The sequence below is a fragment of the Zavarzinia marina genome, assembly GCF_021568905.1.
Classification (GTDB): Bacteria; Pseudomonadota; Alphaproteobacteria; order Zavarziniales; family Zavarziniaceae; genus Zavarzinia; species Zavarzinia marina.
The window spans coordinates 1-21941 of the sequence record NZ_JAKGSB010000005.1 but is presented as its reverse complement, the minus strand read 5'-3'; the positions used below and the strand labels follow the sequence as shown (position 1 = coordinate 21941).

19 protein-coding genes are annotated in these 21941 nt (G+C 67.3%); 9 read left to right on the top strand and 10 right to left on the bottom strand.

From position 1 onward, the window contains the following. The first annotated feature begins 10 nt into the window (after window positions 1-10). Both L2U69_RS13680 and L2U69_RS13675 read left to right on the top strand, forming a co-directional pair. Window positions 11-829 (top strand): metal-dependent hydrolase, encoded by an 819-nt coding sequence (locus tag L2U69_RS13680; RefSeq protein WP_236107684.1) that lies wholly within the window; start codon window positions 11-13, stop codon window positions 827-829. A gap of 19 nt (window positions 830-848) precedes the next feature. Continuing rightward, window positions 849-1664 (top strand): metal-dependent hydrolase, encoded by an 816-nt coding sequence (locus L2U69_RS13675; protein WP_236107683.1) that lies wholly within the window; start codon window positions 849-851, stop codon window positions 1662-1664. 3 nt (window positions 1665-1667) lie between these two features. On the opposite strand, the gene L2U69_RS13670 is transcribed toward L2U69_RS13675, so the two are convergent. The 5 genes from L2U69_RS13670 to L2U69_RS13650 all read right to left on the bottom strand — a co-directional run bounded on the left by L2U69_RS13670 (window position 1668) and on the right by L2U69_RS13650 (window position 8498). Beyond that, window positions 1668-2903 (bottom strand): Bcr/CflA family multidrug efflux MFS transporter, encoded by a 1236-nt coding sequence (locus tag L2U69_RS13670; protein WP_236107682.1) that lies wholly within the window; start codon window positions 2901-2903, stop codon window positions 1668-1670. Between the two features lie 73 nt (window positions 2904-2976). Further along, window positions 2977-3876: a hypothetical protein gene (locus L2U69_RS13665; protein WP_236107681.1), complete on the bottom strand. Its 900-nt coding sequence runs from the start codon at window positions 3874-3876 to the stop codon at window positions 2977-2979. Beyond that, the gene (locus L2U69_RS13660) at window positions 3861-4829 is read right to left on the bottom strand and encodes a hypothetical protein (protein ID WP_236107680.1); all 969 of its coding nucleotides are present in this window, start codon (window positions 4827-4829) and stop codon (window positions 3861-3863) included. Before L2U69_RS13660 ends, L2U69_RS13665 begins: the two co-directional genes overlap by 16 nt. Continuing rightward, window positions 4826-6766 (bottom strand): glycosyltransferase family 2 protein, encoded by a 1941-nt coding sequence (locus tag L2U69_RS13655; protein WP_236107679.1) that lies wholly within the window; start codon window positions 6764-6766, stop codon window positions 4826-4828. Before L2U69_RS13655 ends, L2U69_RS13660 begins: the two co-directional genes overlap by 4 nt. 283 nt (window positions 6767-7049) lie before the next feature. After that, on the bottom strand, window positions 7050-8498 hold the full coding sequence (locus L2U69_RS13650; protein ID WP_236107678.1) for a sensor domain-containing diguanylate cyclase: 1449 nt from the start codon (window positions 8496-8498) through the stop codon (window positions 7050-7052). A 210-nt stretch (window positions 8499-8708) separates the two neighbouring features. Between L2U69_RS13650 and L2U69_RS13645 the strand changes: the two genes are divergently transcribed. From L2U69_RS13645 to L2U69_RS13630, 4 genes are read left to right on the top strand one after another with little or no spacing between them, the layout of a single operon-like run. After that, window positions 8709-10370: a cytochrome P450 gene (locus tag L2U69_RS13645; RefSeq protein ID WP_236107677.1), complete on the top strand. Its 1662-nt coding sequence runs from the start codon at window positions 8709-8711 to the stop codon at window positions 10368-10370. Beyond that, window positions 10370-11392, top strand: coding sequence for an NAD-dependent epimerase/dehydratase family protein (locus tag L2U69_RS13640; RefSeq protein ID WP_236107676.1), 1023 nt, complete (start codon window positions 10370-10372; stop codon window positions 11390-11392). Before L2U69_RS13645 ends, L2U69_RS13640 begins: the two co-directional genes overlap by 1 nt. 15 nt (window positions 11393-11407) lie before the next feature. Beyond that, on the top strand, window positions 11408-12046 hold the full coding sequence (locus L2U69_RS13635) for a Cif family virulence factor (protein ID WP_236107675.1): 639 nt from the start codon (window positions 11408-11410) through the stop codon (window positions 12044-12046). Between the two features lie 7 nt (window positions 12047-12053). Then, window positions 12054-12884 (top strand): hypothetical protein, encoded by an 831-nt coding sequence (locus L2U69_RS13630; RefSeq protein ID WP_236107674.1) that lies wholly within the window; start codon window positions 12054-12056, stop codon window positions 12882-12884. Between the two features lie 104 nt (window positions 12885-12988). Here L2U69_RS13630 and L2U69_RS13625 read toward each other — a convergent pair whose 3' ends face one another. The 5 genes from L2U69_RS13625 to L2U69_RS13605 are packed head-to-tail and all read right to left on the bottom strand — an operon-like array spanning window position 12989 to window position 18944. Then, entirely contained in the window at window positions 12989-13972 is a 984-nt protein-coding gene (locus L2U69_RS13625) for an NAD-dependent epimerase/dehydratase family protein (protein WP_236107673.1), read from the bottom strand. A 1-nt stretch (window position 13973) separates the two neighbouring features. Then, window positions 13974-14999: an NAD-dependent epimerase/dehydratase family protein gene (locus tag L2U69_RS13620; RefSeq protein ID WP_236107672.1), complete on the bottom strand. Its 1026-nt coding sequence runs from the start codon at window positions 14997-14999 to the stop codon at window positions 13974-13976. Between the two features lie 8 nt (window positions 15000-15007). Beyond that, a complete protein-coding gene (locus tag L2U69_RS13615) occupies window positions 15008-15682 on the bottom strand; it encodes a sterol desaturase family protein (protein ID WP_236107671.1) in 675 nt (224 codons plus the stop codon). A gap of 23 nt (window positions 15683-15705) precedes the next feature. Further along, window positions 15706-17292 (bottom strand): aldehyde dehydrogenase family protein, encoded by a 1587-nt coding sequence (locus tag L2U69_RS13610; RefSeq protein ID WP_236107670.1) that lies wholly within the window; start codon window positions 17290-17292, stop codon window positions 15706-15708. Continuing rightward, window positions 17289-18944 (bottom strand): GMC family oxidoreductase, encoded by a 1656-nt coding sequence (locus L2U69_RS13605; protein WP_236107669.1) that lies wholly within the window; start codon window positions 18942-18944, stop codon window positions 17289-17291. The genes L2U69_RS13610 and L2U69_RS13605 overlap by 4 nt, the downstream gene beginning before the upstream one ends. Window positions 18945-19145: 201 nt before the next feature. Here L2U69_RS13605 and L2U69_RS13600 point away from each other — a divergent pair, with 201 nt between their 5' ends. From L2U69_RS13600 to L2U69_RS13590, 3 genes are read left to right on the top strand one after another with little or no spacing between them, the layout of a single operon-like run. Continuing rightward, complete coding sequence (locus L2U69_RS13600) at window positions 19146-19949, top strand: TetR/AcrR family transcriptional regulator (protein WP_236107668.1); 804 nt, start codon at window positions 19146-19148, stop codon at window positions 19947-19949. Between the two features lie 44 nt (window positions 19950-19993). Further along, window positions 19994-20767, top strand: a complete 774-nt coding sequence (locus L2U69_RS13595; RefSeq protein ID WP_236107667.1) for an SDR family NAD(P)-dependent oxidoreductase — start codon at window positions 19994-19996, stop codon at window positions 20765-20767. A gap of 10 nt (window positions 20768-20777) precedes the next feature. After that, window positions 20778-21554 (top strand): ferredoxin--NADP reductase, encoded by a 777-nt coding sequence (locus L2U69_RS13590; RefSeq protein WP_236107666.1) that lies wholly within the window; start codon window positions 20778-20780, stop codon window positions 21552-21554. Window positions 21555-21941: the final 387 nt, after the last annotated feature.

The window sequence follows — 21941 nt, the reverse complement described above, 5'->3', positions numbered from 1 at the left end:
AGAAACGAACATGAGCCTGGCAGAAATCAAGCCGCGCAACATCAAGTTCGCCCTGGCGGGCGAGGACAAGCGCAACTGGTTCGCCGGCAATCCGGTGGCGACCGCCATCATGGACGGCGCCTCCATCCTGTTCCCGCTGGGCGAGACCTTCTTCATCCAGTCCGTGGTTCATTTCCGCGACCGGATCGCCGACCCGCAGCTCCAGGCCGAAATCACCGGCTTCCAGCAGCAGGAAGGCATCCATTCGCGCGAGCACCGCCGCTACAACAAGGCGGTCGAAGCCTTCGGCGGCAACATCGCCGAGCTGGAAGGCCGTCTGCAGGCCGAGATCGACGAACTGGAGCGCCGCAACGCCTCGCCGGAATACAAGCTGGCGCTGACCTGCGCCTTCGAGCATTTCACCGCCATGCTGGCGGACGACCTGCTGGCCCATCCGGACTTCATGGCCGGCGCCGATCCCGAATTCTCGCGCATCTGGCACTGGCACGCGATCGAGGAAGCCGAGCACAAGTCGGTCGCCTACGACGTCTGGAACGTCGTCGGGCCCAAGGGCCTGAAGGGTTACTGGATGCGTGCTCGCGCCATGATGAAGGCGACCTCCGTCTTCGTCGGCCAGAGCCGCTACAACGCCCGCGCCCTGCTGCGCGCCCGCGGTTACGGCGGGTTCCGCACCACGGTTCTCGGCGTGCTCTATTTCTCGCTGATCAAGCCGGGTGTGCTGCGCCGCTCGCTGCCGGCCTATCTGGCCTATTTCAAGCCCGGCTTCCATCCCTGGCAGCACGACAACCGCCACCTGATCGAGAAATTCAAGTCGGCCTACGAGGCCTGAAGGTAAAAGGGCTCACACGATGACTGCTCACGAAATCGTTCCGCGCAACATCAAGTTCGCCCTGGCGGGCGAGGACAAGCGCAACTGGTTCGCCGGCGATCCGGTCGCCACCGCCATCATGGATGGCGCGTCCGTGCTGTTCCCGATCGGCGAGACGTTCTTCATCGAATCGGTGGTGTATTTCCGCGACCGGATCGCCGATCCGCAGCTCCAGGCCGACATCACCGGCTTCCAGCAGCAGGAAGGCATCCATTCGCGCGAGCATCGCCGCTACAACAAGGCGGTCGAGGCCTTCGGCGGCAATGTCGCCTCCCTCGAAGCCCGCCTCGCGGCCGAGGCCGACAAGCTGCGCCGGGACGAGTCGCCCGAGTATCGCCTGGCGGTGACCTGCGCCTTCGAGCATTTCACCGCCATGCTGGCCGAGCATGTGCTCGAGCACCCCGAATTCTTCGAGGGGGCGGAGGCGGAATTCGCCCGGGTCTGGCGCTGGCACGCGATCGAGGAGGCGGAACACAAGTCGGTCGCCTTCGACGTCTGGAACGCGGTCGGGCCGAAGGGCCTGAAGGGCTATGCCATGCGGATGCGCGCGCTCGCCTTCGCGACGCGGATCTTCGTCGGTCACACCCGCTTCAACGCGCGCCACTTCATGCGCGCGCGGGGTTACGGCGGCTTCCGCAACCTGGTGCTGGGCATGCTGCGCTTCAGCTTCGTCAGCCCCGGCGTCTTCCTGCGCACGCTGCCCCACTACATGGCTTACCTGAAGCCGGGCTTCCACCCCTGGCAGAAGGACACCCGTCACCTGATCGATCAGTACAAGACCGCCTACGAGGCGTGATCGTCAGTCCCCGCGGCGCCCGGTCAATTGCCGGTGCGCCGCGATGCCGGCCAGGCTGAAGCCGGCGATGGTCAGGCCCATGGGGGCGGCGGTGCCGTCCTCGAAGGCGCCGACCAGGCCGCCGGCCACCGCTCCCAGAACGAATTGCATCAGACCGATCAGGGCCGAGGCGACGCCGGCATGGGCGCCGGCGCGCGACATCGCCGCCGCCATGGCGTTCGCCGTGACGAAGCCGAGGCTGGCGATGGTCAGGAACAGCGGCCCCAGCACGGCGGCCAGCGGCGCCCCGTCCCACAGGGTCACCGCGGCCAGCGCCAGCGCCGAGGCGCCGTTGGCGAACAGGGCGAAGGTCAGGATGCGCCGCCCCTCGAACCGTCTCAGCAGGCGCAGGTTGAGCTGGCTGGCGCCGATCAGACCCGCCGCGTTGAGGCCGAACAGGAAGCCGAAATCCTGCGGACTGACGCCGTGCAGGGTGATGAAGACGAAGGGCGAGCCGGTGATATAGGCGAACATGCCGGCCAGCACGAACCCGCTGGCGAGCGCGAAGCCCATGAATTCGCGATCGAGCGCGAGGCGGGCATAGGCCCGCAGCACCGGCCCCGGTCCACCGCGCTGGCGCCGGTCCGGCGGCAGGCTCTCCGGCAGGACGAAGAGTGCCGCCGCGAGGCAGGCGATCCCGAACAGGGCGAGCGAGACGAAGATCCAGCGCCAGTCGGCGACCGTCAGCAATTGTCCGCCGAGCAGCGGCGCCAGGATCGGCGCCACCCCCATGACCAGCATCAGCATGGAATAGACCCGGGCCGAGTCGCGCTCGTCGAACAGGTCGCGCACCATGGCGCGGGCGATGACGATGCCGGCGCAGCCGCCCAGCCCCTGCACGAGGCGCAGCACGGTCAGGGTTTCGACGTCGGGCGCGAAGACGGCGGCGATCGAGGTCGCGACATAGACGAGAACACCCGCGATCAGCGGCAGGCGCCGGCCCAGCCGGTCCGACAGCGGGCCATGGATCGACTGGCCGATGGCGAGGCCGACGAAGAAGGCCGCCAAGGTCGCCTGCACGGCGCCCGGACCGACCCCGAAATGGGCCTGCAGGGCGGGAAAGGCCGGCAGATACATATCGATCGACAGCGGCGCGAAGGCGGTCAGCGCGCCGAGCAGCGCGATCAGGCCGAGGCGGCCGAGCGGCGCCGGTGTCGCGGTCGATCCATGGGGACTGTTGGAATTGGCGGCATCGGACATGGCGCGACATTAACCGCGGCGGCCCGGCCGCGCACGTGCAAGGCGCGAAACCCCACCCCGCGCCCGGGCCGCGTCAGCCGGCCCATCGGATGCGGTCGCCGCCGAGGCTGGCGGCGAGGCGAAGCGCCGCCTCCGCCGCCTCTTCGGCCGCCTCCGCGTCGGATCGGGCCGGGGCCGGGGCGATGCCGGCGGATATCGTGATGCGGGCTTCGGCGCGTAGCGGCGACGCCGTCAGTCCGGCGGCGCGCACCCGGTCCAGCAGGGCATGGGCCAGGGCGCTGGCACTTGCCCGCGTATCGCCCGCCAGCCAGATGATCCAGCCGAGGCCGGGACCCCGCCCGCAGGCCATGTCGCCCAGACGGGCCGGCGTTTCGGCCAGCAGGGCGGCGACCGCGTCCTCGGCCCTGGCTGCCGTCTCCAGGCCGAAACCCCGGCGCAGGCCGTCGAAATCGTCGATCGCCAGGACCAGGACGGTGGCCGGCCCGTAGGTCAGCAGGCGCCGGGCGCGGTAGCGTCCGGTCTCGGGCGAGAGGATCTCGCCGGCACCGGCGAAAGGGGCCAGGGCGCTCAGCGCCGCCCGTTCCGCCGCCAGGCGCTGGCGATCGTCCTCCAGGGTCCGGCGCCGCGCGGTCTCGCCCCACAGGCGGAGGGCGAGGAGAAGGGTGGCGGCGCCGCAGTCGCCACCCGCCCCGACCGGCAGGGGAAAGGCGCCGGCCAGGCGGCAGTGGCGGCGGCTGTCCGCGTCGTCGGTCCGGACCAGGACGACCGCTTCGGCCAGGGCCGGATGGGCGGCGAGGGTGGCGAGGCGCTGACCCAGCATCTCGGGTGCCGGACGGTCCAGGATCACGACGGCGGCGGGCCGTGCCGCGTCCGGCGGCCAGGCGGCGGCGGCGACAAGGAAGCCGTTGCCACGCAGGCCTTCGGCCCATTCGGCGCCGTCCGCGCGATCGTCGGGAATCACGAGGACGTCCACGAGGGCTCCACCATCAGCAGGATGGCCCCCACCGCCGTCAGCAGGGCGACCACCCGCGCCGTGCGCCGCCCTTCGATGCCGGCGGCGGCGACCATCGCGATCGCGGGGGCGACCATCAGCGCCGGCGTCGGGTCACCCCCGCCGAGACCATGGATCAGCGCGGCCGCCACGGGCGTCAGGCCGAACAGGGCGGCTGGCGCCGCGCGTCGCCGGCCAAGCCCGGCGACGACCGCCGGCAGCGCGACGGCGCCGCCCGCCGCCATCGCCCTCGGCCAGTCGCCGACCCCGGCCGAGGTCAGGCCGAGAAGGCCGGCGACCGGCGCCAGGATCTGACAACCATGGACGAGACAGGCAAAGCCGTGGCCGGCGGCGGCGACAGCCAGGGGAAAGCCCAGGATCAGCGCGACCCCGGCCAGGGCCTGACCGACGATCAGGGGGGCCGGCAGGGTCAGCGCGAGAACGGGCGCCAGGGCCACCACCAGGGCCGCGCCCGCGCCATGGACCAGCGGCATCAGGGCCAGCGCGATCCCCATGACGGCCAGGCCGCCGACCCCGTTCCGGCCCGAAAGGCTTCGGCCCTCGGCATGGCGAAAGCCGCGCCAGAGCGCGACCGAGAGCAGGGTGAGCAACGCCGTTCCCGGCCCCGCCAGGGCGCCGAGCGCGATCGCGGGGCCCGCCGCCGCCCGTGCCGACGACCACGGCGCGACCAGGGCGGCGGTCGCGAGGGCGGCGAGAATGGCGATGCCGTCCGCGCCCGACGGGCCGTTCGGCCCGGGCCAGAACGCCAGCATGCCGGCCAGCCGGACCGTCAGCGCCGATCCCAGGCCCCCGTCGACGGCGATGGTTTCCGCCCCCGGCGGCACCATCAGGCGCAGCAGCGCGAAGACAAGCGGCAGTGCCAGCAGCGGCGCGGCGCGGCGCCCGAGACCGGCGGAGCGCCGCGCCGCCGTCACGGATCCCGCCGGTGCCGCGCGAGGGCCGCGCCGAAATGGCGGCTGAGGCCGTGGCGGGTCTTCTCCCAGTGGAACGGGCGGCGCCGCCACTGCCAGAGAGCCCGATAGGCCGCCACCGAAACGAAGCCCCAGTAGATCCCGGCGGTGAGCGCCCAGGGCGACAGGCCGAACCAGCGCCGCCGGAACGGCGCGATCATGGCGAGATAGAGCAGGCTGAAATTCCCGAGGCCCCAGCTGACGACGCTCATGGCCATGACCGCCGGCGGAAACAGCGGGTCCAGCCAGCCGGCGCCGGGCGCCACGGCCCAGATCAGGAACAGCGCCCAGACCACGGGATTGAGCAGGCTCGACGCCGCCGTGCCGCCGACGAAGGCGGTGACACCCAGGAAACCCAAGGGGCCGACGCGGCGCCAAAGGCCGGCGGGATCGCGCATCTGCACGGCGAAGGTCTGCATGTAGCCCTTCATCCAGCGGCTGCGCTGGCGCAGCCAGTTCATGGGCGTGCAGGTCGCTTCCTCGAAAGTCGTCGAATCGATCACGCCGACGCGATAGCCGGCGGCATGGAGGCGCAGCCCGAGGTCGGCATCCTCGGTCACGTTGAAGGGATCCCAGGCGCCCACCGCCTCCAGGGCGTCGCGCCGGAAATGGTTCGACGTCCCGCCCAGCGGCACCGGCATGCCGAGCCGCCCGAGGCCGGGCAGCAGATAGTCGAACCACAGCGCGTAATCGAGCGCGAACATGCGCGTCAGCCAGTTTTCCTGGGCATTGTCGAAATTCAGGCGCGCCTGGACACAGGCGAGGTCCGCCGGGCCATGGGCGAGGGCGGCGGCGGCCTTCCGCAATTGGTCGGCCTCCGGCCGGTCCTCGGCGTCGTAGATCACGATGCGATCGCCCCTGGCCAGGGGCAGGGCGTAGTTGCAGGCCTTGGGCTTGGTGCGCGGCATCGACGGCGGCACCACGACGATGTCGAAGCGCCCGTCGAGATCGAGGGCGGCCGCGGCCGCGCGGGTCGGGCCGTCGTCCGCCTCGAGGATCAGCTTCACGTCGAGACGATCCGGCGGATAGTCCAGCCGGCACAGGGAATCCGCCAGCAGCGGCAGCACTTCCGGCTCGCCGTAGAGCGGTACGAGGACGGTGTAGCTCGGCAGATCGGCATCGGCAAGGAGGGGCGGCGCGGGGACGGATTCGGCGGGCAGCGACGCGAAGACCAGCACCAGCCGCAGCGCCAGATTGGCCAGATAAAAGGCGGCGACGGCGCCCCCCATGATGCCCAGGGTCGTGGTCGGCGCCAGCGCGAGACCGGCCGCAAGGGCGAGCGCCAGGCCGGTCGGCAGGGCGCGCTGCCAGGCCGGCGCCGGCTGCCCGGCGGACAGCCGGGGCGCACGGCGCAGCAGGCCGTGCCGCGCCTCATCCGACAGGGCGTCGGCGAAAACAGCGGCCAGGGCCGTCATCAGGTCGGGGCGGGGGATCACGGCCAGCCTCACGGGGCCATCGGCCATGGTCCGGGCGAGCGCCAGCCGTTCGGGGCCGGGCGCGGTGCAGGCGAAGACCGTCGCGGCGTCCGGCGCGACGTGCCAGGGCATGATCAGGTGCCGGCAATAGGTCGGCAGATCCTCGAGGCGGCCGAGGCCGGGGTCGGGCGGCGTCCGGTCCGGGTGGATGCGCGCAATATCAAGGGTATCGGCGATGGTGTCGGTGATCGTGCCCCGGTCGCCGGCGGGGTCGAGGCCTAGCAGGACATCCACGGGATCGGCGTCGCGATGCCGCAGGATATCCAGGGCCGCCTCGCGCCGGTCGGGGTCGATCAGGCGGCGCGCGACCAGACGGTCGCCGACGGGCCCGGCCAGCAGGCCATTGCCGTCGCCCGCGCCGCGGGCCGCCGCGGCGCCGGGCGCGGAGGAGAGCGCCTGTCGTCTATGCCCGCCCGCCGGCTTCACGACGCCGATGCCGCCGCTGGCGCAGAAGAACGATTGCCGCGGCCAGCACCAGGCAGGCCGTCGCCAGGGCCGGCGCGGCCCAGGCGAAGTCCGGTCCGGAAGCCGCCGATCCGGCGGCCGCCGGTCCGGTCTCCGTCGTTCCCGATCCTGTCAATGCAACCCCGCCCGAACCCTGAATCACGTCGTGCGAGCATAGAATAATATGTCGCGACATTGCATTGAAATAGGTCGAGTCGAAACCCGTTTCCAGCGTGGCGAAAATCAGGATTCGTCGTGGATCGCGTCAGGCTTCCTGGGCGAGATCGCCGTAGAAGTCGCGCTTCGCCTCATACATGGCGGCATCCGCGCGGCGGACCACGTCCTCCAGCCGCTCGTCCGGCAGGCTGGTGGCGACCCCCATGGCGAGCGACAGGCGGGTGCCGGGATAGAACTGGTTGTTCAGGTCGGTCAGGCGCTCGACCTCCTCCATCACCAGTTTGGCGCCATGGGCGTCGACGCCGGGCAGCAGCAGGACGAATTCGTCGCCGCCGATGCGGGCGGCGCAGGACGGTTTCTCGACCACCTTGCCCAGCACTTCGCCGGCCCGACGCAACAGGCCGTCGCCGACCGCGTGGCCCATGGTGTCGTTGGCGACCTTCAGCCCGTTCAGATCGGCCAGGATGACCGTGACCGGCCGCAGCTTGCTGCGCTCGATGCGGTTCAATTCGTCGGTATAGAAGGACCGGTTGTAGAGCTTGGTCAGCACGTCGTGGGTGCCGAGATACTCGAGATAGGCTTCGGCCTTCTTGCGCGCGGTGATGTCGGTCAGCGCGACCTGCACCAGGGACCAGTCGTCCTCATGACCCGGCAGGACCGAAAGCTGCAACAGGACATGCACCGGATTGCCGTTCAGGGCGTAGTTCACCACCTCGCGCTGCTGGAACAGCTTGCCGTGCCAGAGGTCGATCAATTGCTCGCGAAAGGTCCGTTCCATGTCGTCGCGGAAGACGTCACCCAGCCGGCGCAGCAGCGTCGCCCGGTCGGGCGCCATGAACATCTCGAGGGTCTGGCGGTTGACGTCGAGCACGCGGATCTCGCTCATGCAGCGCTGCACGAATTCCGGATGCACGTCGGTGAAGACGCGGAAATCCTCGATCCCGCGCTCGCGCACCTCGTCGAGCAGGCGCTTGATCGAACTGAAATCCTCCACCCACAGCGACACGGGCGAATGTTCGAACAGGCCGCGGGCGTAATTCTCGCTGGCGGCGGCCTCGCGCCTTGCCGTCTCGCGCGCGGTGACGTCCTCGATGGCGATGAGGACGCGGTCCAGGCTCTCTTCGTGGCCGGGCAGGACGCGGCCGGTCATCTGGATGTCGATGCGCCGCCCCGACAGGCTGTAGTTGACGGAATGGCTGAGGAATTCGGTCCGGCCCTGCCACAGCGCGGTCAGTTCCGCGGCGTGGCGATCCAGCATGTCGTCGCGGAAGATCCTGCCCAGATTGGCGGTCAGCTCCGCCAGATCCGCCGCCTCGAACAGGCGCAGGGTACGGGCGTTGACCTTCAGGACCACGATCCGCTCGGCGCAGGCCCGGACCCGCGCGGGATCCGCCGCCAGATGGGCGGCGAGGTCGGTCACGCCGGCGGCGCGCCAGTCGTCGAACAGGCGGCGCACGGCGCTGAAATCCTCGAGCCAGAGGGAGACCGGCGCGAGATCGAACATCCCGGCATCGTCGCCGGATTCGATGCCGCTCATGGCCGGGTTCCGATCGTCATGCTCATAACGCGCACTCGCTTGGTCCGGCCGGGATGCGGCCGGAATGGGTCCGATCGAGGACCATACATGCACTTCCCCCAGGACCGCCATGCCCCAGACGGGGGCCGGTTCGGCATCGCGCTGCAATACGACTTTACATAATAAGTAATATTGTATAGTTTGCAGCGATAAAGAGGGAGGAGGATCGGCATGACCATGCAGGCATCCATGCGCGCGACCGGAAGCGGCGGCACGCCGCCGGCGGCCAAGGGGGGGATCCCCTGGTTCGGCCATATGATGTCTTTCGCCGGCAATCCCTTCCGCTTCGTCGAGCGCATCGCCCGCGAAGGGGGGGAGATCGTCTCCTTCACCCTGATGGGCCAGCGCATCATCCTGCTGACCGGCGACGAGGCGAGCGAGCTGTTCTACCGCTCCTCCGACGAACAGCTCGACCAGTCCGCCGCCTACAAGCTGATGACGCCGATCTTCGGCGAAGGGCTGATCTTCGACGCCCCGATCGAGCGCAAGAACGAACAGTTGCGCATGCTCATGCCGTCGCTCCGGGTCGATGCGATGCGCGAGCATTCCCACAAGATCGTGCAGGAGGTGGAGGACATCATCGCCGACTGGGGCGATGCCGGCGAGATCGACCTCGTCCACTTCATGAAGCAGCTGACCATCAACACCGCCAGCCATTGCCTGCTGGGGCGCGAGTTCCGCTATGAGCTGAGCGAGGAATTCGCCCATATCTATCACGATCTGGAACAGGGCGTTCATCCCCTCGCCTATCACTTCCCCAATCTGCCGATCCCGAAGTTCAGGAAGCGCGACAAGGCCCGCAAACGCCTGCAGGAACTGGTCGGCGGCATCGTGAAGAAGCGCGAGGCCCAGGCCGAAAAGCCGAGCGACATGTTCCAGTCCCTGATCGACATGCGCTACGACGACGGCACCCGCCTGTCCGACAACGAGATCACGGGCATGCTGATCGGCGCCATCTTCGCCGGTCACCACACCTCGTCGGGCACCGCCGCCTGGGTTCTGCTGGAACTGCTGAAACATCCCGCCATCCTGCGCGAGACGCGGGCGGAGCTGGACGATCTGCTGGGCACCAGGGGCGAGGTCACCTTCGCCAGTCTCCGCGAAATGCCGATGCTGGAAAATGTGCTGAAGGAAGTGCTGCGCCTGCATCCGCCGCTGATCATCCTGATGCGCCAGGTGGCGGAGGATCTGCGCTTCAAGGATTACACGATCAAGAAGGGCGACATGGTCTGGGCCTGCCCGCCGGTCACCCACCGCCTGTCGCGCCTGTTCTCCAATCCGACCGCCTTCGATCCCGACCGCTTCTCGCCCGAACGGCGCGAGGACCGCAACCTGATGGCCTATCAGCCCTTCGGTGGCGGCAAGCACAAATGCTCGGGCAATGCCTTCGCGATGTTCCAGATCAAGGCGATCTTCGCGATCCTGCTGCGCCGCTACGAATTCGAACTGGTCGATCCGCCGGAGAATTATGTCGACAACTACAAGGACATGATCGTCCAGCCGGTGGAGCCGTGCCGCGTGCGCTATCGCCGCCGCAAGGCCGATGCCTCGGTCGGCGACTACGGCAGGGGCGAGCCGCCGGCCGCCAAATGCCCGGTCGATCACGCCGCCATGGCCAAGGCCGAGATGCCCTCGGTCACGGTCGTGGTCGATCGCGGGCTGTGCCAGGGCCATGCCATGTGCATGGGCGAGGCGCCGTCCCATTTCCAGGTCGGTGACGACGGCGTGCTGAAGATCGTCAGGCAGGCGGTCTCGCCCGAGGAGATGCAGGCGGTGCAATCGGCGGTGAACTACTGCCCCAATGCGGCGCTGCGCCTCGAACGGCACGGCTGATGAAGATCTTCGTCACCGGGGCCACCGGCTTCGTCGGCGCCCATAGCGCGCGGGCCCTTCTGGACGCGGGCCACGACGTGCGTCTCCTGGTCCGGTCCAAAGCGGCGGTCACCGACTATTTCGCCCGCCACGGCTACAAGGTCGACGACCTCGTCCTGGGCGACATGCGCGACCAGCCCCTGGTGGCCGGGGCGATGAGGGGCTGTGACGCCGTCCTTCACGCCGCCGCCCTGGTCTCGGTCGATCCGAAGCGCGCGGACGAGATCTATCGCAACAATGTCGCCGGCATCGACGCCGTGCTCGGCACCGCCTGCCGTCTCGGCATCGGGCGCGTGGTCTATGTCTCCAGCCTCTCCGTGCTGTTCCAGCCGGGCGTTTCCCGGATCGACGAGAGCGTGCCGCTGGCCAATCCCGGCAATGCCTATGCCCGCTCGAAGCGCGACTGCGACGAACACGTGCGGCGCATGCAGGCCGACGGATTGCCGATCCAGATGACCTATCCGTCCGGCATCTTCGGGCCCGACGATCCCAAATTGTCCGAGGCCAATCACGGCATGGCGTCCTTCGTGAAGGTGGTACCGCAGACCTCCAGCGGCTTCCAGGGCGTCGACGTGCGCGATCTGGCGCTCGCCCATCGCTTCCTCCTCGAGAACGAGGCGCCGAACGACGCCACCACGGCGCGCTATATCGTCGGCGGCACCTATTACACCTGGGCGGAGTTCCGGGACCTGCTGCAGCGGATCACCGGGCGGCGCATCGCCGGACCGCGCATGCCCGGATGGATGATGCGGGCGATGGGGCGCGGCGTCGATGCGCTCCGCCGCCTCGTACCGTTCGAGACCCAGGTCTCGGCCGAGGCCATGGAATATGTCACCCGCTGGGCCTTCGCCGATTCCTCGCGCATCGCCTCGCGGGCGAAGCTCGTCTTCCGCCCGGGCGAGGAAACCTATGGCGATACCATTCGCTGGCTCGTCGCGGCCGGCCATCTCGAAGCCAAATACGCCGGAAAACTGGTCCACTGAGGGGGAGGGAAAACAATGTCCGACAAGAGGTCGCCTTCGATCACGCCGCCCAACAGGGCCTGGCCCCGCGCCGAGCTGGAAGAGATGGTGCAGCGCTGGCTTCAGGGCAATATCGACGCCGAGAAGGCGGGCGACTGGAAGACCCATCTGACCCCCTTCTACAAGGAGGACGCGGTCTATTCCTGGAACATCGGCCCCAACGAGGATTTCGTCGCCGAAGGCCGCCAGCAGATCGCCGATATCGCCATCGGTTACCAGATGAAGGGTTTCGAGGATTGGGAATATCCCTATCACGACATCATCATCGACGAGACGCGCGGCACGGTGATCGGATTCTGGAAGCAGCGCGCCCCCTACAAGCGCCCCGACGGCACCTGGTACGAGATCGCCGGCATCGGCGGCTCCTGGTTCGAATACGGCGGCGACTGGCAATGGCAGTGGCAGCGCGACTTCTTCGACTTCGGCAATGCCAAGGACATGTTCTTCCAGCTCGCGGGCGCCGGCGTGCTCAGTTCCGTGGTGAAGCAGAAGATCCACGAACAGGCGCGCGGCAAGCTGCTGCCCGGCCATCGCCGCCTGCATCCGGCGCCTTCCGTGTTCCAGAAGATGCGCAACACCTTCGCGATCGCCAAGATCGCCCTGACCGGCAAGTGAGGGCTCCATGACCAGCGTGGCGATGGGCGTGCGCGCCGGGACCGGCGGGGCACGCTGGTTCTCCTCCAACCCGGACAAGGCCTGGGTCGAGAAATTCTTCCTGATCTATTCCCCGGTGTGGATGGCCTCCATGGCCATGATGATGTTCACCGGCTGGGACAAGACCTGGGGCGATGGCGCCCTGCTGCTGCACGGCGCCCTGACGGCGGCGCCGGCCCTGCTGATCCCCATGCTGGTGGCGCGGCGCTTCACCGATCGGCCGTGGTGGGATTCCTATTGGTTCAAGGCGAACGTCTATCTCTTCGTCTTCGGCTTCTTCGGTAACTACTTCGGTTCCGAATATTTCTTCGACGTGCTGGGCATGGTCTATGTCTATCCGCACGCGACGACGGTGCTGGACAGCGCGATCGTCGGCCGGGGCGAGCAGACCGTGCCGCTGATCATGTATTTCTACACCCACGTCTATTTCATGACCTATCATTCGACGGCCAATATCGTGTTGCGCCGCCTGCGCACCACGGGCCTGCCGGGGATGGCGCTGCTGTTCCCCGTCTTCGTCTTCGTGATCGGCTATTTCTGGGCCTGGCTGGAGACCAAGGCCATGGCCAATCCCATGATGGCCCAGAGCTTCTATTACGAGAAGCTGGAGATCATGCTGGCCTATGGCTCGGCGATCTATGCCACCTATTTCATCGCCAGCTTCCCGATCTACTATTTCCTGGACGAGCGCCGGGACAGGCGCTGGTCCCTGATGCAGACCGTGGCCGGCGGATTGTCCGCATCCATGCTGACCTTCTTCCTGCTCGACTTCGCCGCCCATTGGGTGGGATCGCTGTAGGCCGTAAACAAACGCGTCGTCCCGGCGAAGGCCGGGACCTTTCGACGGAAGGCCGCCTTTTCCTGATGAAGATCCCGGCCTTCGCCGGGATGACGGCTTGGGGATTACAGACGCGCCTTGAAATAGGCGATCGTTTCATCCAGCACCGCGTCCAGCGGGCGAGGTTGCCAGCCCAGCTCGCCCTTTGCCTTGTCGTTCAGGCAATCGCCCAATTCGTTGGAACAGCGGATGGCGTCGACGTTGAAGCGGTTCTCGAGGTCGAGGCGGCTGGCCACGGCCTCGGTCGCGATGGCGGCTGCTTTCATCAGGCCGGGCGGGAAACGCCACAGTCTTCGCCGGATGCCGGCACGGGCCAGAGTCCCCTCGAATAGCTCGCGATAGCTGATCCAGCGTTCCGACAGGATGTAGCGCTCCCCCGGCCGGCCCCGGTCGGCGGCCAGGACCATGCCGGCGGCGGCGTCCTCGATGCCCAGGCTGGCGGCGCCGCCGTCCCAATGGAAACGCAGGCGGCCGGACAGCACGTCGGTCAGCAATTGGCCTTGGGGCGTGGGCGCGACATCGTCGGCGCCATAGGTCGTGGCGATGCAAAGCGCCATACCTTCCATGCCCATTTCCCGGGTCAGGGCGAAGAACAGGCGTTCCGCCTCGATCCGGGTTCGGACATAGGCGGGCAGATGGGCGATGCCGTCGAAGTGATCCGCCTCGGTCGAGGCGCGATCATCGCAAGGCTTGATCGTGCAATAGGAACTGGTGAGGACGTAACGCCGAACGCCCGCGTCGCGCGCGGCCTCAAGCGCATTGCGCAAGCCGTCGATATTGACGGCGATCAGGGGGGCTGCATCGCGCAGCCAGGCGCGGGTATCGACGATACAGTGAAAGACCGTGTCGATGCCCTGCATGGCGGCGGCGAGACTGTCACGGTTCTTGATATCACCGGTCGCCCGTTCGACCGCCAGGCCCTCGATCAGGCGGCAGTCGCTGGTCTGGCGGGCGAAGGCGCGGAGTCTTCGCCCCTCGCCCGCCAGATGGCGGACGACATGGCTGCCCAGGAAGCCGGAGGCCCCGAGGACCAGGGCCGCGCCGGTCATTTCAGGCGACGCGGAGCGAGGGCTGGCGCGCCACCAATTCGTTCACGGTCAGCTTGATGCCTTCCGCCAATGTGATCTTGGGCGACCAGTCCAGATCGCGCTTCGCCTTGGCGATGTTGAAGTAGTGATGAGTCACCATGTAACGGACCGAGAAACGGGTCAGACCGTTCTCGGCGTTGAGCGTGCCGCCCTTCAGGGTGTCGATCGCTTCCGCCGCCGCGGCGACGCCGTAAGCCAGCCAGTAGGGAACCTTGCCCTTGATCGGCGGATAGCCGAGTTCGAGGATCAGTTTCTCGATGAAGTCGAAGAAGGCGATCGGCTCGCCATTGGTGATGAAATAGGCCTGGCCGGCGGCGGGGCTGCCGGGCACCAGCTTGTCCTCGGCCGCCACGACCGCATCGACCAGATTGTCGATATAGGTGAAGTCCGAAAGCTTGTCGCGATTGCCCACGGCGCGGTTCAGCTTGCCCGCCCTGGCCTTGTCCAGGATCGCCGGGATGAAGCGGTTGTCGCCGGCCCCGAAGATGACATGGGGGCGGATGGCGCAGGTCAGCGTGCCGCCCGTGCCGTTGAAGGCCAGCGCCTTCTTCTCCGCCGCGATCTTGCTGTCGGCATAAGGTGCCTGGGAGATCGAGGAATAGGGCAATGTTTCGTCACCGTTCTCGATGTCGCCGCCCTCATAGACGGCGCTTGCCGACGAGATGTAGACGAGGCGGGGAATGCCGTGTTTGGCGCAGGCGTCGAGGATGTTCTCGGTGCCGCCCAGGTTTACGGCCCAGACGTCTTCCACCCGGTTGTGCTTGGTATGCACCAGGGACGCGTTGTGGATCACGCTGTCCATGCCGGCCAGCGCCGCATCGACCGCCCCCTTGTCGCGGATGTCGAGCTTGATGAAACGCACGTCGTCGCGGAACGGCCGGTCGTTCATGTCGCCGCAGGTGACCGCGTGGCCGAGATCGGCGAAGCGGTCCACCAGGGCCCGTCCGACGAAGCCCTGTCCTCCCGTGATGAGAATCTTCTTCTTCATTGTCGCGCTCACTTGTCGGTGCCGAAGGCCTGGTCCCAGAACGGGAAGATGGAGGCGTAGTTGTAGTTCATGCGGAAGTGATGGGTGTCGTGCTTCGTGGTCCAGAAGTTGAACAGCCGGAAGGCCGCGTGCGGGAACACGAAATTGGTGTGCACCAGCACGTTGATGACCGAATAGATGAAGAACACGATCAGGAACGACGCGCCCGAAACCGGCCCCAGGATCCACATCGCCAGCAGGAGCAAGGCGAGGCCGGCGAAATTCTCGGCCGGGTGGAGATAGATGCTCTCGGGCGCCGTGGGGAAGCGGATCAGGTGATGGGTGCGGTGGACATATTTCAGCACCGGCTTCCAATGCATGAAGCGATGCAGGAAGTAATACATGAAATCATAGAGGAGGAGGACGCCCAGGGTCTCACCGATGAAAGCCGCCGGCCCGGGCAGGCCCTTGTAGATCACGGCGTTCCCGAAAAAATAGAAGAACCCGATCATCAGCAGGGTGGAGAACATCCCGTTCAGGCTGACGTTGATCCATTTGCGCAATGGCGGGATCTGCGGGCTTTTCGGGATGCGGATGCGGTATTTGTCGAAACTGTGGTTGTTCGACATCCAGTTGAAGGTGGCCATGATCATGCCGTTCACGGCGAGCGTCACGCCCCAGATGATGAAGAATGTGGTGTCCATGGTGATGCCTCGTCGGTGACCGGTCAGCGCATCAGGCCGAAGAGGGCGCCGATCCTGGCGCCCAGGCCCCGTGCGAACATGAGACGGATAGTGTGGCGCGCCCTGGCGTAATCCCTGGGCCCCACGGGATAGAGTTTGGGCGGAATGGCGAAGGGCAGGCGGTCGCTCAGCACCGCCTTGGGGTCGGTGTAGGCGCGCAACCCGTCGCGCCCGTTCATGCGCCCGAAGCCGGAATATTTCACGCCGCCGAAGGGCAGGTCCTGATTGAGGTAGCAGAGGCCGAAGTCGTTGATGCAGGTCGCGCCGGCATCCAGCGCGGCGGCGATCCGCTCGCCCCGCGCCCCGTCCCTGGTGAAGACCGAGGAATGCAGGCCGAAATCGGTGCCATTGGCGATGCGGATCGCCTCGGCGTCGTCCTTCACCCGCATGATCAGGGCGACCGGGCCGAAGACTTCCTCGCGTGCGATGCGCATCTCGGGCGTCACGTCGACCAGCACGGTGGGGGGATAGAATTGCCCCGGCCCGTCGGGGATGCGGCCGCCGGTCAGCACCCTGGCGCCGGATGCGATGGCATCGGTCACCAGATCGTCGATCACCTTCATCTGCTGGCGGGTGTTGATGGCACCGACGTCCATGGTGCCCGGTGCCGTGGGCACGCCCTGGCGCATGGCCCCGGCGCGCCCGGCGAATTCCTGGACGAAACGGTCGTAGATGCCGTCCATCACCAGGATCCGCTCGGAGGCGATGCAATTCTGCCCGAGGTTGATGAAACAGCCGCCCAGCGCCGAATGGACGGCATGCATCAGGTCGGCATCGTCGCAGACGATCATCGGGTCCTTGCCGCCCAGTTCCATCACCACGGGGGTCAGGTGCTCGGCGCTGCCCTCGATGATGCGCCTTCCGTTGCCGACGGAGCCGATGAACAGGATCTTCTGTACCCGCGCGCGCACCAGGGCGGCGCCGGTCTCGCCGAAGCCGTTGATGATCTGCACGAGGTCGGTCGGCTGGCCGGCCCGGCGCAGGGCCTCGTCGATCACCTTCTGGAAGAAGACCGTCGACCAGGCGACCGCTTCGGAGGCCTTGATGACCACCGCATTGCCCGCCATCAGGGGGGCGACGAAGGAACCGAAGATGTTCTGGAACGGATAGTTCCAGGGCACGATGCAGGCGACGACACCCAGCGGCGGATATTCGATCCGCCCCTTCTTGTGCATCAGCATGCCGGAGGGCACGTGTTCCGGCCTCAGATGCTTCTCGCCGTTCTTCATGACCCAGCGGATCTTGTTGCAGACCGGCATGACCTCGCCCAGGAGGGCATTCTCGAAGGTCTTGCCGCTGTCCTCCACCACCGCCTCGCAGATGTCGTCCATCTTCTCGACGACGACGTCCAGCAGATGGCGCAGGACGGCGCGGCGGGTGGCGAAATCCGTCTTGCCCCAGGCGGCCTGGGCGACACGGGCGCGTTCCACCGCCGCGCGCACGTCGTCCGGCGAGGCGACGGGGACTTCACCCAGGGACTCGCCGGTCGCCGGATTGATGCAATGGATCACGCTGGCGGAGGAGCGCGGGCCCGTGTTGGCCTTGGCCTCGGCAATGGTGACGATGCTCATGCCGGTTCTCCTGCGTGAATGCGGCGGGGTTGTTCGAAGGAAGGGACATCGGCGGTGGCGGTCGCATCCTGCTCGGCCAGGATGAAATCGGCGGCACGCCAGGCGATCATCATGCTGGGCGCATTGAGGGCGGAGACCGGGATTTCCGGCACGGCCGAGGCATCGGCGACGCGGACATTGGCGAGGCCCTTGACCCGAAGCCGCGTGTCGAGCGGGCTTTCGGCCTCGTCGCCCATGCGGCACGAACCACAGAAATGGAAGGTCGTCATGGTTGCGCCATGGACCCATTTCCAAAGCGCCTTTTCCGAAACGGGTTTGGCGCCGGCGGACAGGGGGCGGGCGCCGGCGCGGCGAAGGCCCGGCTTGGCGGCGATGGCGTGTGCGCGCCCGATCCCGGCGCGCATGACGGCGCGGTCTTCCTCGGTCGCGTAATAGGCGGGGTCTATCCTGGGCGGCACGGCGGGATCGGCGGAGGCGAGATGGATCGCGCCCCGTGCCGTCGGCTTGCCCAGGATGACGACGATGCCGAAGATCGAGCCGACGAAGCGGCGCAGCGGCGGCAGGCGGAAGGCCAGGTTCACCATGCCCCGCAACAGGCGCCGTAATGTCCGCGCATGATAGAGCCGGCCGGGCAGGGCCAGCACCGGCACCATGCGCTGCATCGACTGTTGCAGCGAGGCGGGTGCCGCATAGCAGACATAGCAGGTGTCCGGCGTCTCACCCCGCTGGCCGCCTTCGGGCGCGCGGGCGGCGTCGAAGCCGTAGACTTGCGGATATTGGAAGTCGACCGGCGCATCGGCGCGATAGAAGATGCAGACGTTCGGATGGTCCTGCAGGTTACGCCCGACCCCCGGCGCATCGAGGACCAAGGGTACGCCGGCGGCCTGGAGTTCAGCCCTGGGACCGACGCCGGAAATCATCAGCAGATGAGGCGTCACCAGGGCGCCCGCCGCCAGCACGAGTTCGCGACCCACGGCGACCGTGGTGACCTTGCCGCCGGACTCATATTCGACGGCGATCGCGCGGGAACCGACGAAGACGATACGGCGTGCCGTGGCGCCGGTCCGGATCGTCAGGCCGGGGACGGGGGCGTCGTGCAGGAAGGCGCGATAGGAACTGCGGCGCTGATCACCGGCGTAATTCATGTCGTTGCAGCCGACCACACCGCCCAGGTCGCCGTCGTTCATGTGATCGCGCCGCTCGAACCCCGCGTCGGTCGCAGCGGAGAGAAAGGCTTCGGCGAAAGGGGTGGGCGGACGCGGGCTTATGCCCAGGCGGGCTTCGACGGCCTCGAAGGCGGGCACCACGTCGTCCCATTGCCAGTCCTTCGGCCAGGCGTCGAAATCGCGCCGGTCGCCCCTGGTATAGACCATGCCGTTGACAGAGCCGCTGCCGCCCATGCCGCGCCCGGTGCCGATGAAGACGGAACGCCCGCCGCAATGGGCCTGGGGCGCGGACATGCGGTGCCACATCAGGGCGTCATTGGCGAAGGCATATTTGAAGCCGTCGGACGACAGGCTCTCGGGATGCGCGGTCGCCGGATCGCCGGCCTCCAGCAGCAGGACGGAGCCGGCCGCCGCCAGGCGCGCCGCCGCGACGCAGCCGGCGGAACCGCCCCCGACGATGACATAGTCGAAGCCTTCGCTCTCCATCCCTGTCCGGTCCTCTGCTGGGGCACCGGCTTTCCGCCGGTTCTTGCCGCCCTGTCGCCGCCCTCCCCCGGGGCGTCTCGGTAATCACTCTTGCAAACTCAGTAATTTCAATTACCATACTAAAAAGCGCGGTTCTGATTGTCAATGATGCCTGATCGGCAATGATGCCCGGGAGCGAAACGAGAGAAGCCGGAACGCCAGATGAGTGCCGAAGCCAAGACCCAGATCGACGACAGCATCCGGATCGAAGACGGGGCGGACGAGACGCCGGTCCTGCGCGCGGCGGCGCGTCCGCGCAATCAGGCGGCGGCCGCGCTGCGTGCCGCGAAGGATGCGCTGTCGCGCGAGCACATCATGGAAGTGGCGGAACGGGTCTTCGCCGATCACGGCTTCGCCAATGCCCGCATGCAGGATGTGGCGCGGGAGGCCGGAATCTCGCTGGCGACGCTCTACCAGTTTCATCCGGGCAAGAAGGAACTGCATCGCGCCGTCCTGATCGCCCGGCATCAGCAGATGGTGGCGGCGGTGCTGTCCAAGGTGCAGGCGGCGCTGGCCCGGCCCCAGTCGCTGCCGCAGATGCTTTGGGTGATGAAGGCTCATCTCGGCTTCCTGCTGGAACGGCCGGACTACCTGCGCCTCATCCTGCAGGAAGGCTACGCCTGGTATCACGCCGCCGCCCAGCCGACGACCGAGGAGCAGCGCCTCTGGGAGCAGGGCGTCGTCGCCATCGAGAACGTGCTTGGCTGGGGGGTGCGCGAAGGCCTCTTGGTGGCGGGCGAGGGCGCCGATCAGGCGCGCATGGTGCTGGCGCTGCAACAGACGCGGCTGGCCAATTGGGTCGCCGGCGGCATGGTGGAGGATCATCGATCGGTGATCGACCGGGTGATGGCGGATTTCGTCCGTCAGTTCTGCCGCCCCGCCGTCGCCGTCGCCATGCTGACCGACGACGGGACCGATCTTCGGCCGGCGGTGCGGGCTGAAATCGAAAGCCTGGACGGCAATTGAGCCGGGCGGACAACGAAAGACGGGTTCGAGGAGACGAGGGGTTCATGGGGGACGGGCATTTTCCCGAAGGTGTGGCGCTGATCGTCGGCGGCAGCGGCGGCATTGGCCGGGCGGTGGCGAAATGCTTCGCCGAAGCGGGCTGCGACATCGCGGTCACCTATCGCCGCAAGGCCGAGGTCGCGGCCGAGGTCGCGGCCGAGGCGGATGCGATGGGCCGGAAGGGCAGCAGCCATGCGGTCGATCTGACGGACGCGGACTCCGTCGGGGCCATGGTGGCCGGCGTGGCGGCGGAACACGGCCGTATCCACACGGTGGTTTTCGCCGCCGGGCCGGTGGTGGAGCAGATGCCGATCGCCGATGTGACGCCGGATCTGTGGCGCCGCTCGATCGAGACCGAGACCTTCGGCTTCTTCAACGTGGTCTCGGCCGTGGTGCCCCACATGCGCGCGGCGGGCGGCGGCTCCTTCGTCCATCTCGGTTCCGCCGGGCATATGCGCTGGCCGATCAAGGACGGCCTGTCGGTCGCCCCCAAGGCGGCGAACGAAGCCCTGATCAAGGGCATCGCGCGGGAGGAGGGGCGTAACGGCATACGTGCCAATTCGGTCCTGATCGGCGTCATCGAGGCCGGCATGTTCCTCGAGCTGAAGGCGCGCGGCGTCTTCGACGACCATTGGATCAAGGAGACCTTGAAGATGCTGTCGATCAAGCGCCTTGGCCGGCCCGAGGAGATCGGCCATGCCGCCGTCTTCCTGGCGTCGGACCGCGCCGCCTATGTCACCGGACAGACGATCAACGTCTCCGGCGGTTTCGGTCTCTGAGGGTACCGCCATGTCGAACCTCGGCACAGAACGCGTCATCGACGTCCGTCACTGGAACGACACGCTGTTCAGCTTCCGCACCACGCGCAGCGCGGGGCTGCGCTTCGAGAACGGTCAATTCGTGATGATCGGCCTGCCGGTCGACGGCAAGCCCCTGTTGCGCGCCTATTCGATCGCCAGCGCCAACCACGAGGATCATCTGGAATTCTTCAGCATCAAGGTCCAGGACGGGCGCCTGACCTCGCGCCTTCAGCATCTCGAGCCGGGCTCGGAGGTGATCGTCGGCAAGAAGCCGACCGGTACCCTGCTGCTCTCGGACTTGCGGCCCGGCCGACATCTCTACCTCATGGGCACGGGCACCGGGCTCGCCCCCTTCATGTCCCTGGTGAAGGATCCCGAAATGTACGAGCGCTTCGAGCGGATCGTGCTCATGCACGGGGTGCGTTACGCCAGCGAACTGGCCTATGCCGACTATTTCACCCGCGACCTGCCGGCGGACGAGATCTTCGGCGTATGGGCGCGGCAAAAGCTGATCTACTACCCCCTCGTCACGCGGGAACCGCACCCCAACCGGGCCCGCATCACCGAGGTGATCGAGACGGGCAAGCTGGCCGCCGATATCGGCCTGCCGCAACTGAACCCCGAAACCGATCGGGTCATGATCTGCGGCAGCCCCGCCATGCTCGAGGATCTGCGTGCCATGCTGGACGCGAAAGGTTTCACCGTCTCGCCTCATGTGGGCGAAGCCGGCGATTACGTCTACGAGCGGGCCTTCGTCGAACGCTGACGGACGGCCCGAAGACGGGCCGGAACATTGTGCCGATTGCCTCCCTTTCGGGTACGCACCCGGAAGACAGTGTATTCGTGTGAAATGATACACGAAATATACGCGCTTATTTGCGATTTCACATGTTGCGCCGCAGTAAATTATTGCAACTGCAATAGATAATGATGCCCGAATCGCCGTTAATTTCTTTCGCGTAGTCCGCATAGACGATGTCTTGACTTGTGTGTGTGGGCAGTTTGGCGACATGAGAACAGCCGGCCTCGAGCTGGCGGGGGAAGGAAAGCGGGGACGAGCCATGGACGGCACGAGCGAAGTCGAGACCATCATTCCGTCGGAGGACGAGATCCGCGCCCGTGCGCGTGCGCTGGTGCCGTTCCTGAAGGAACG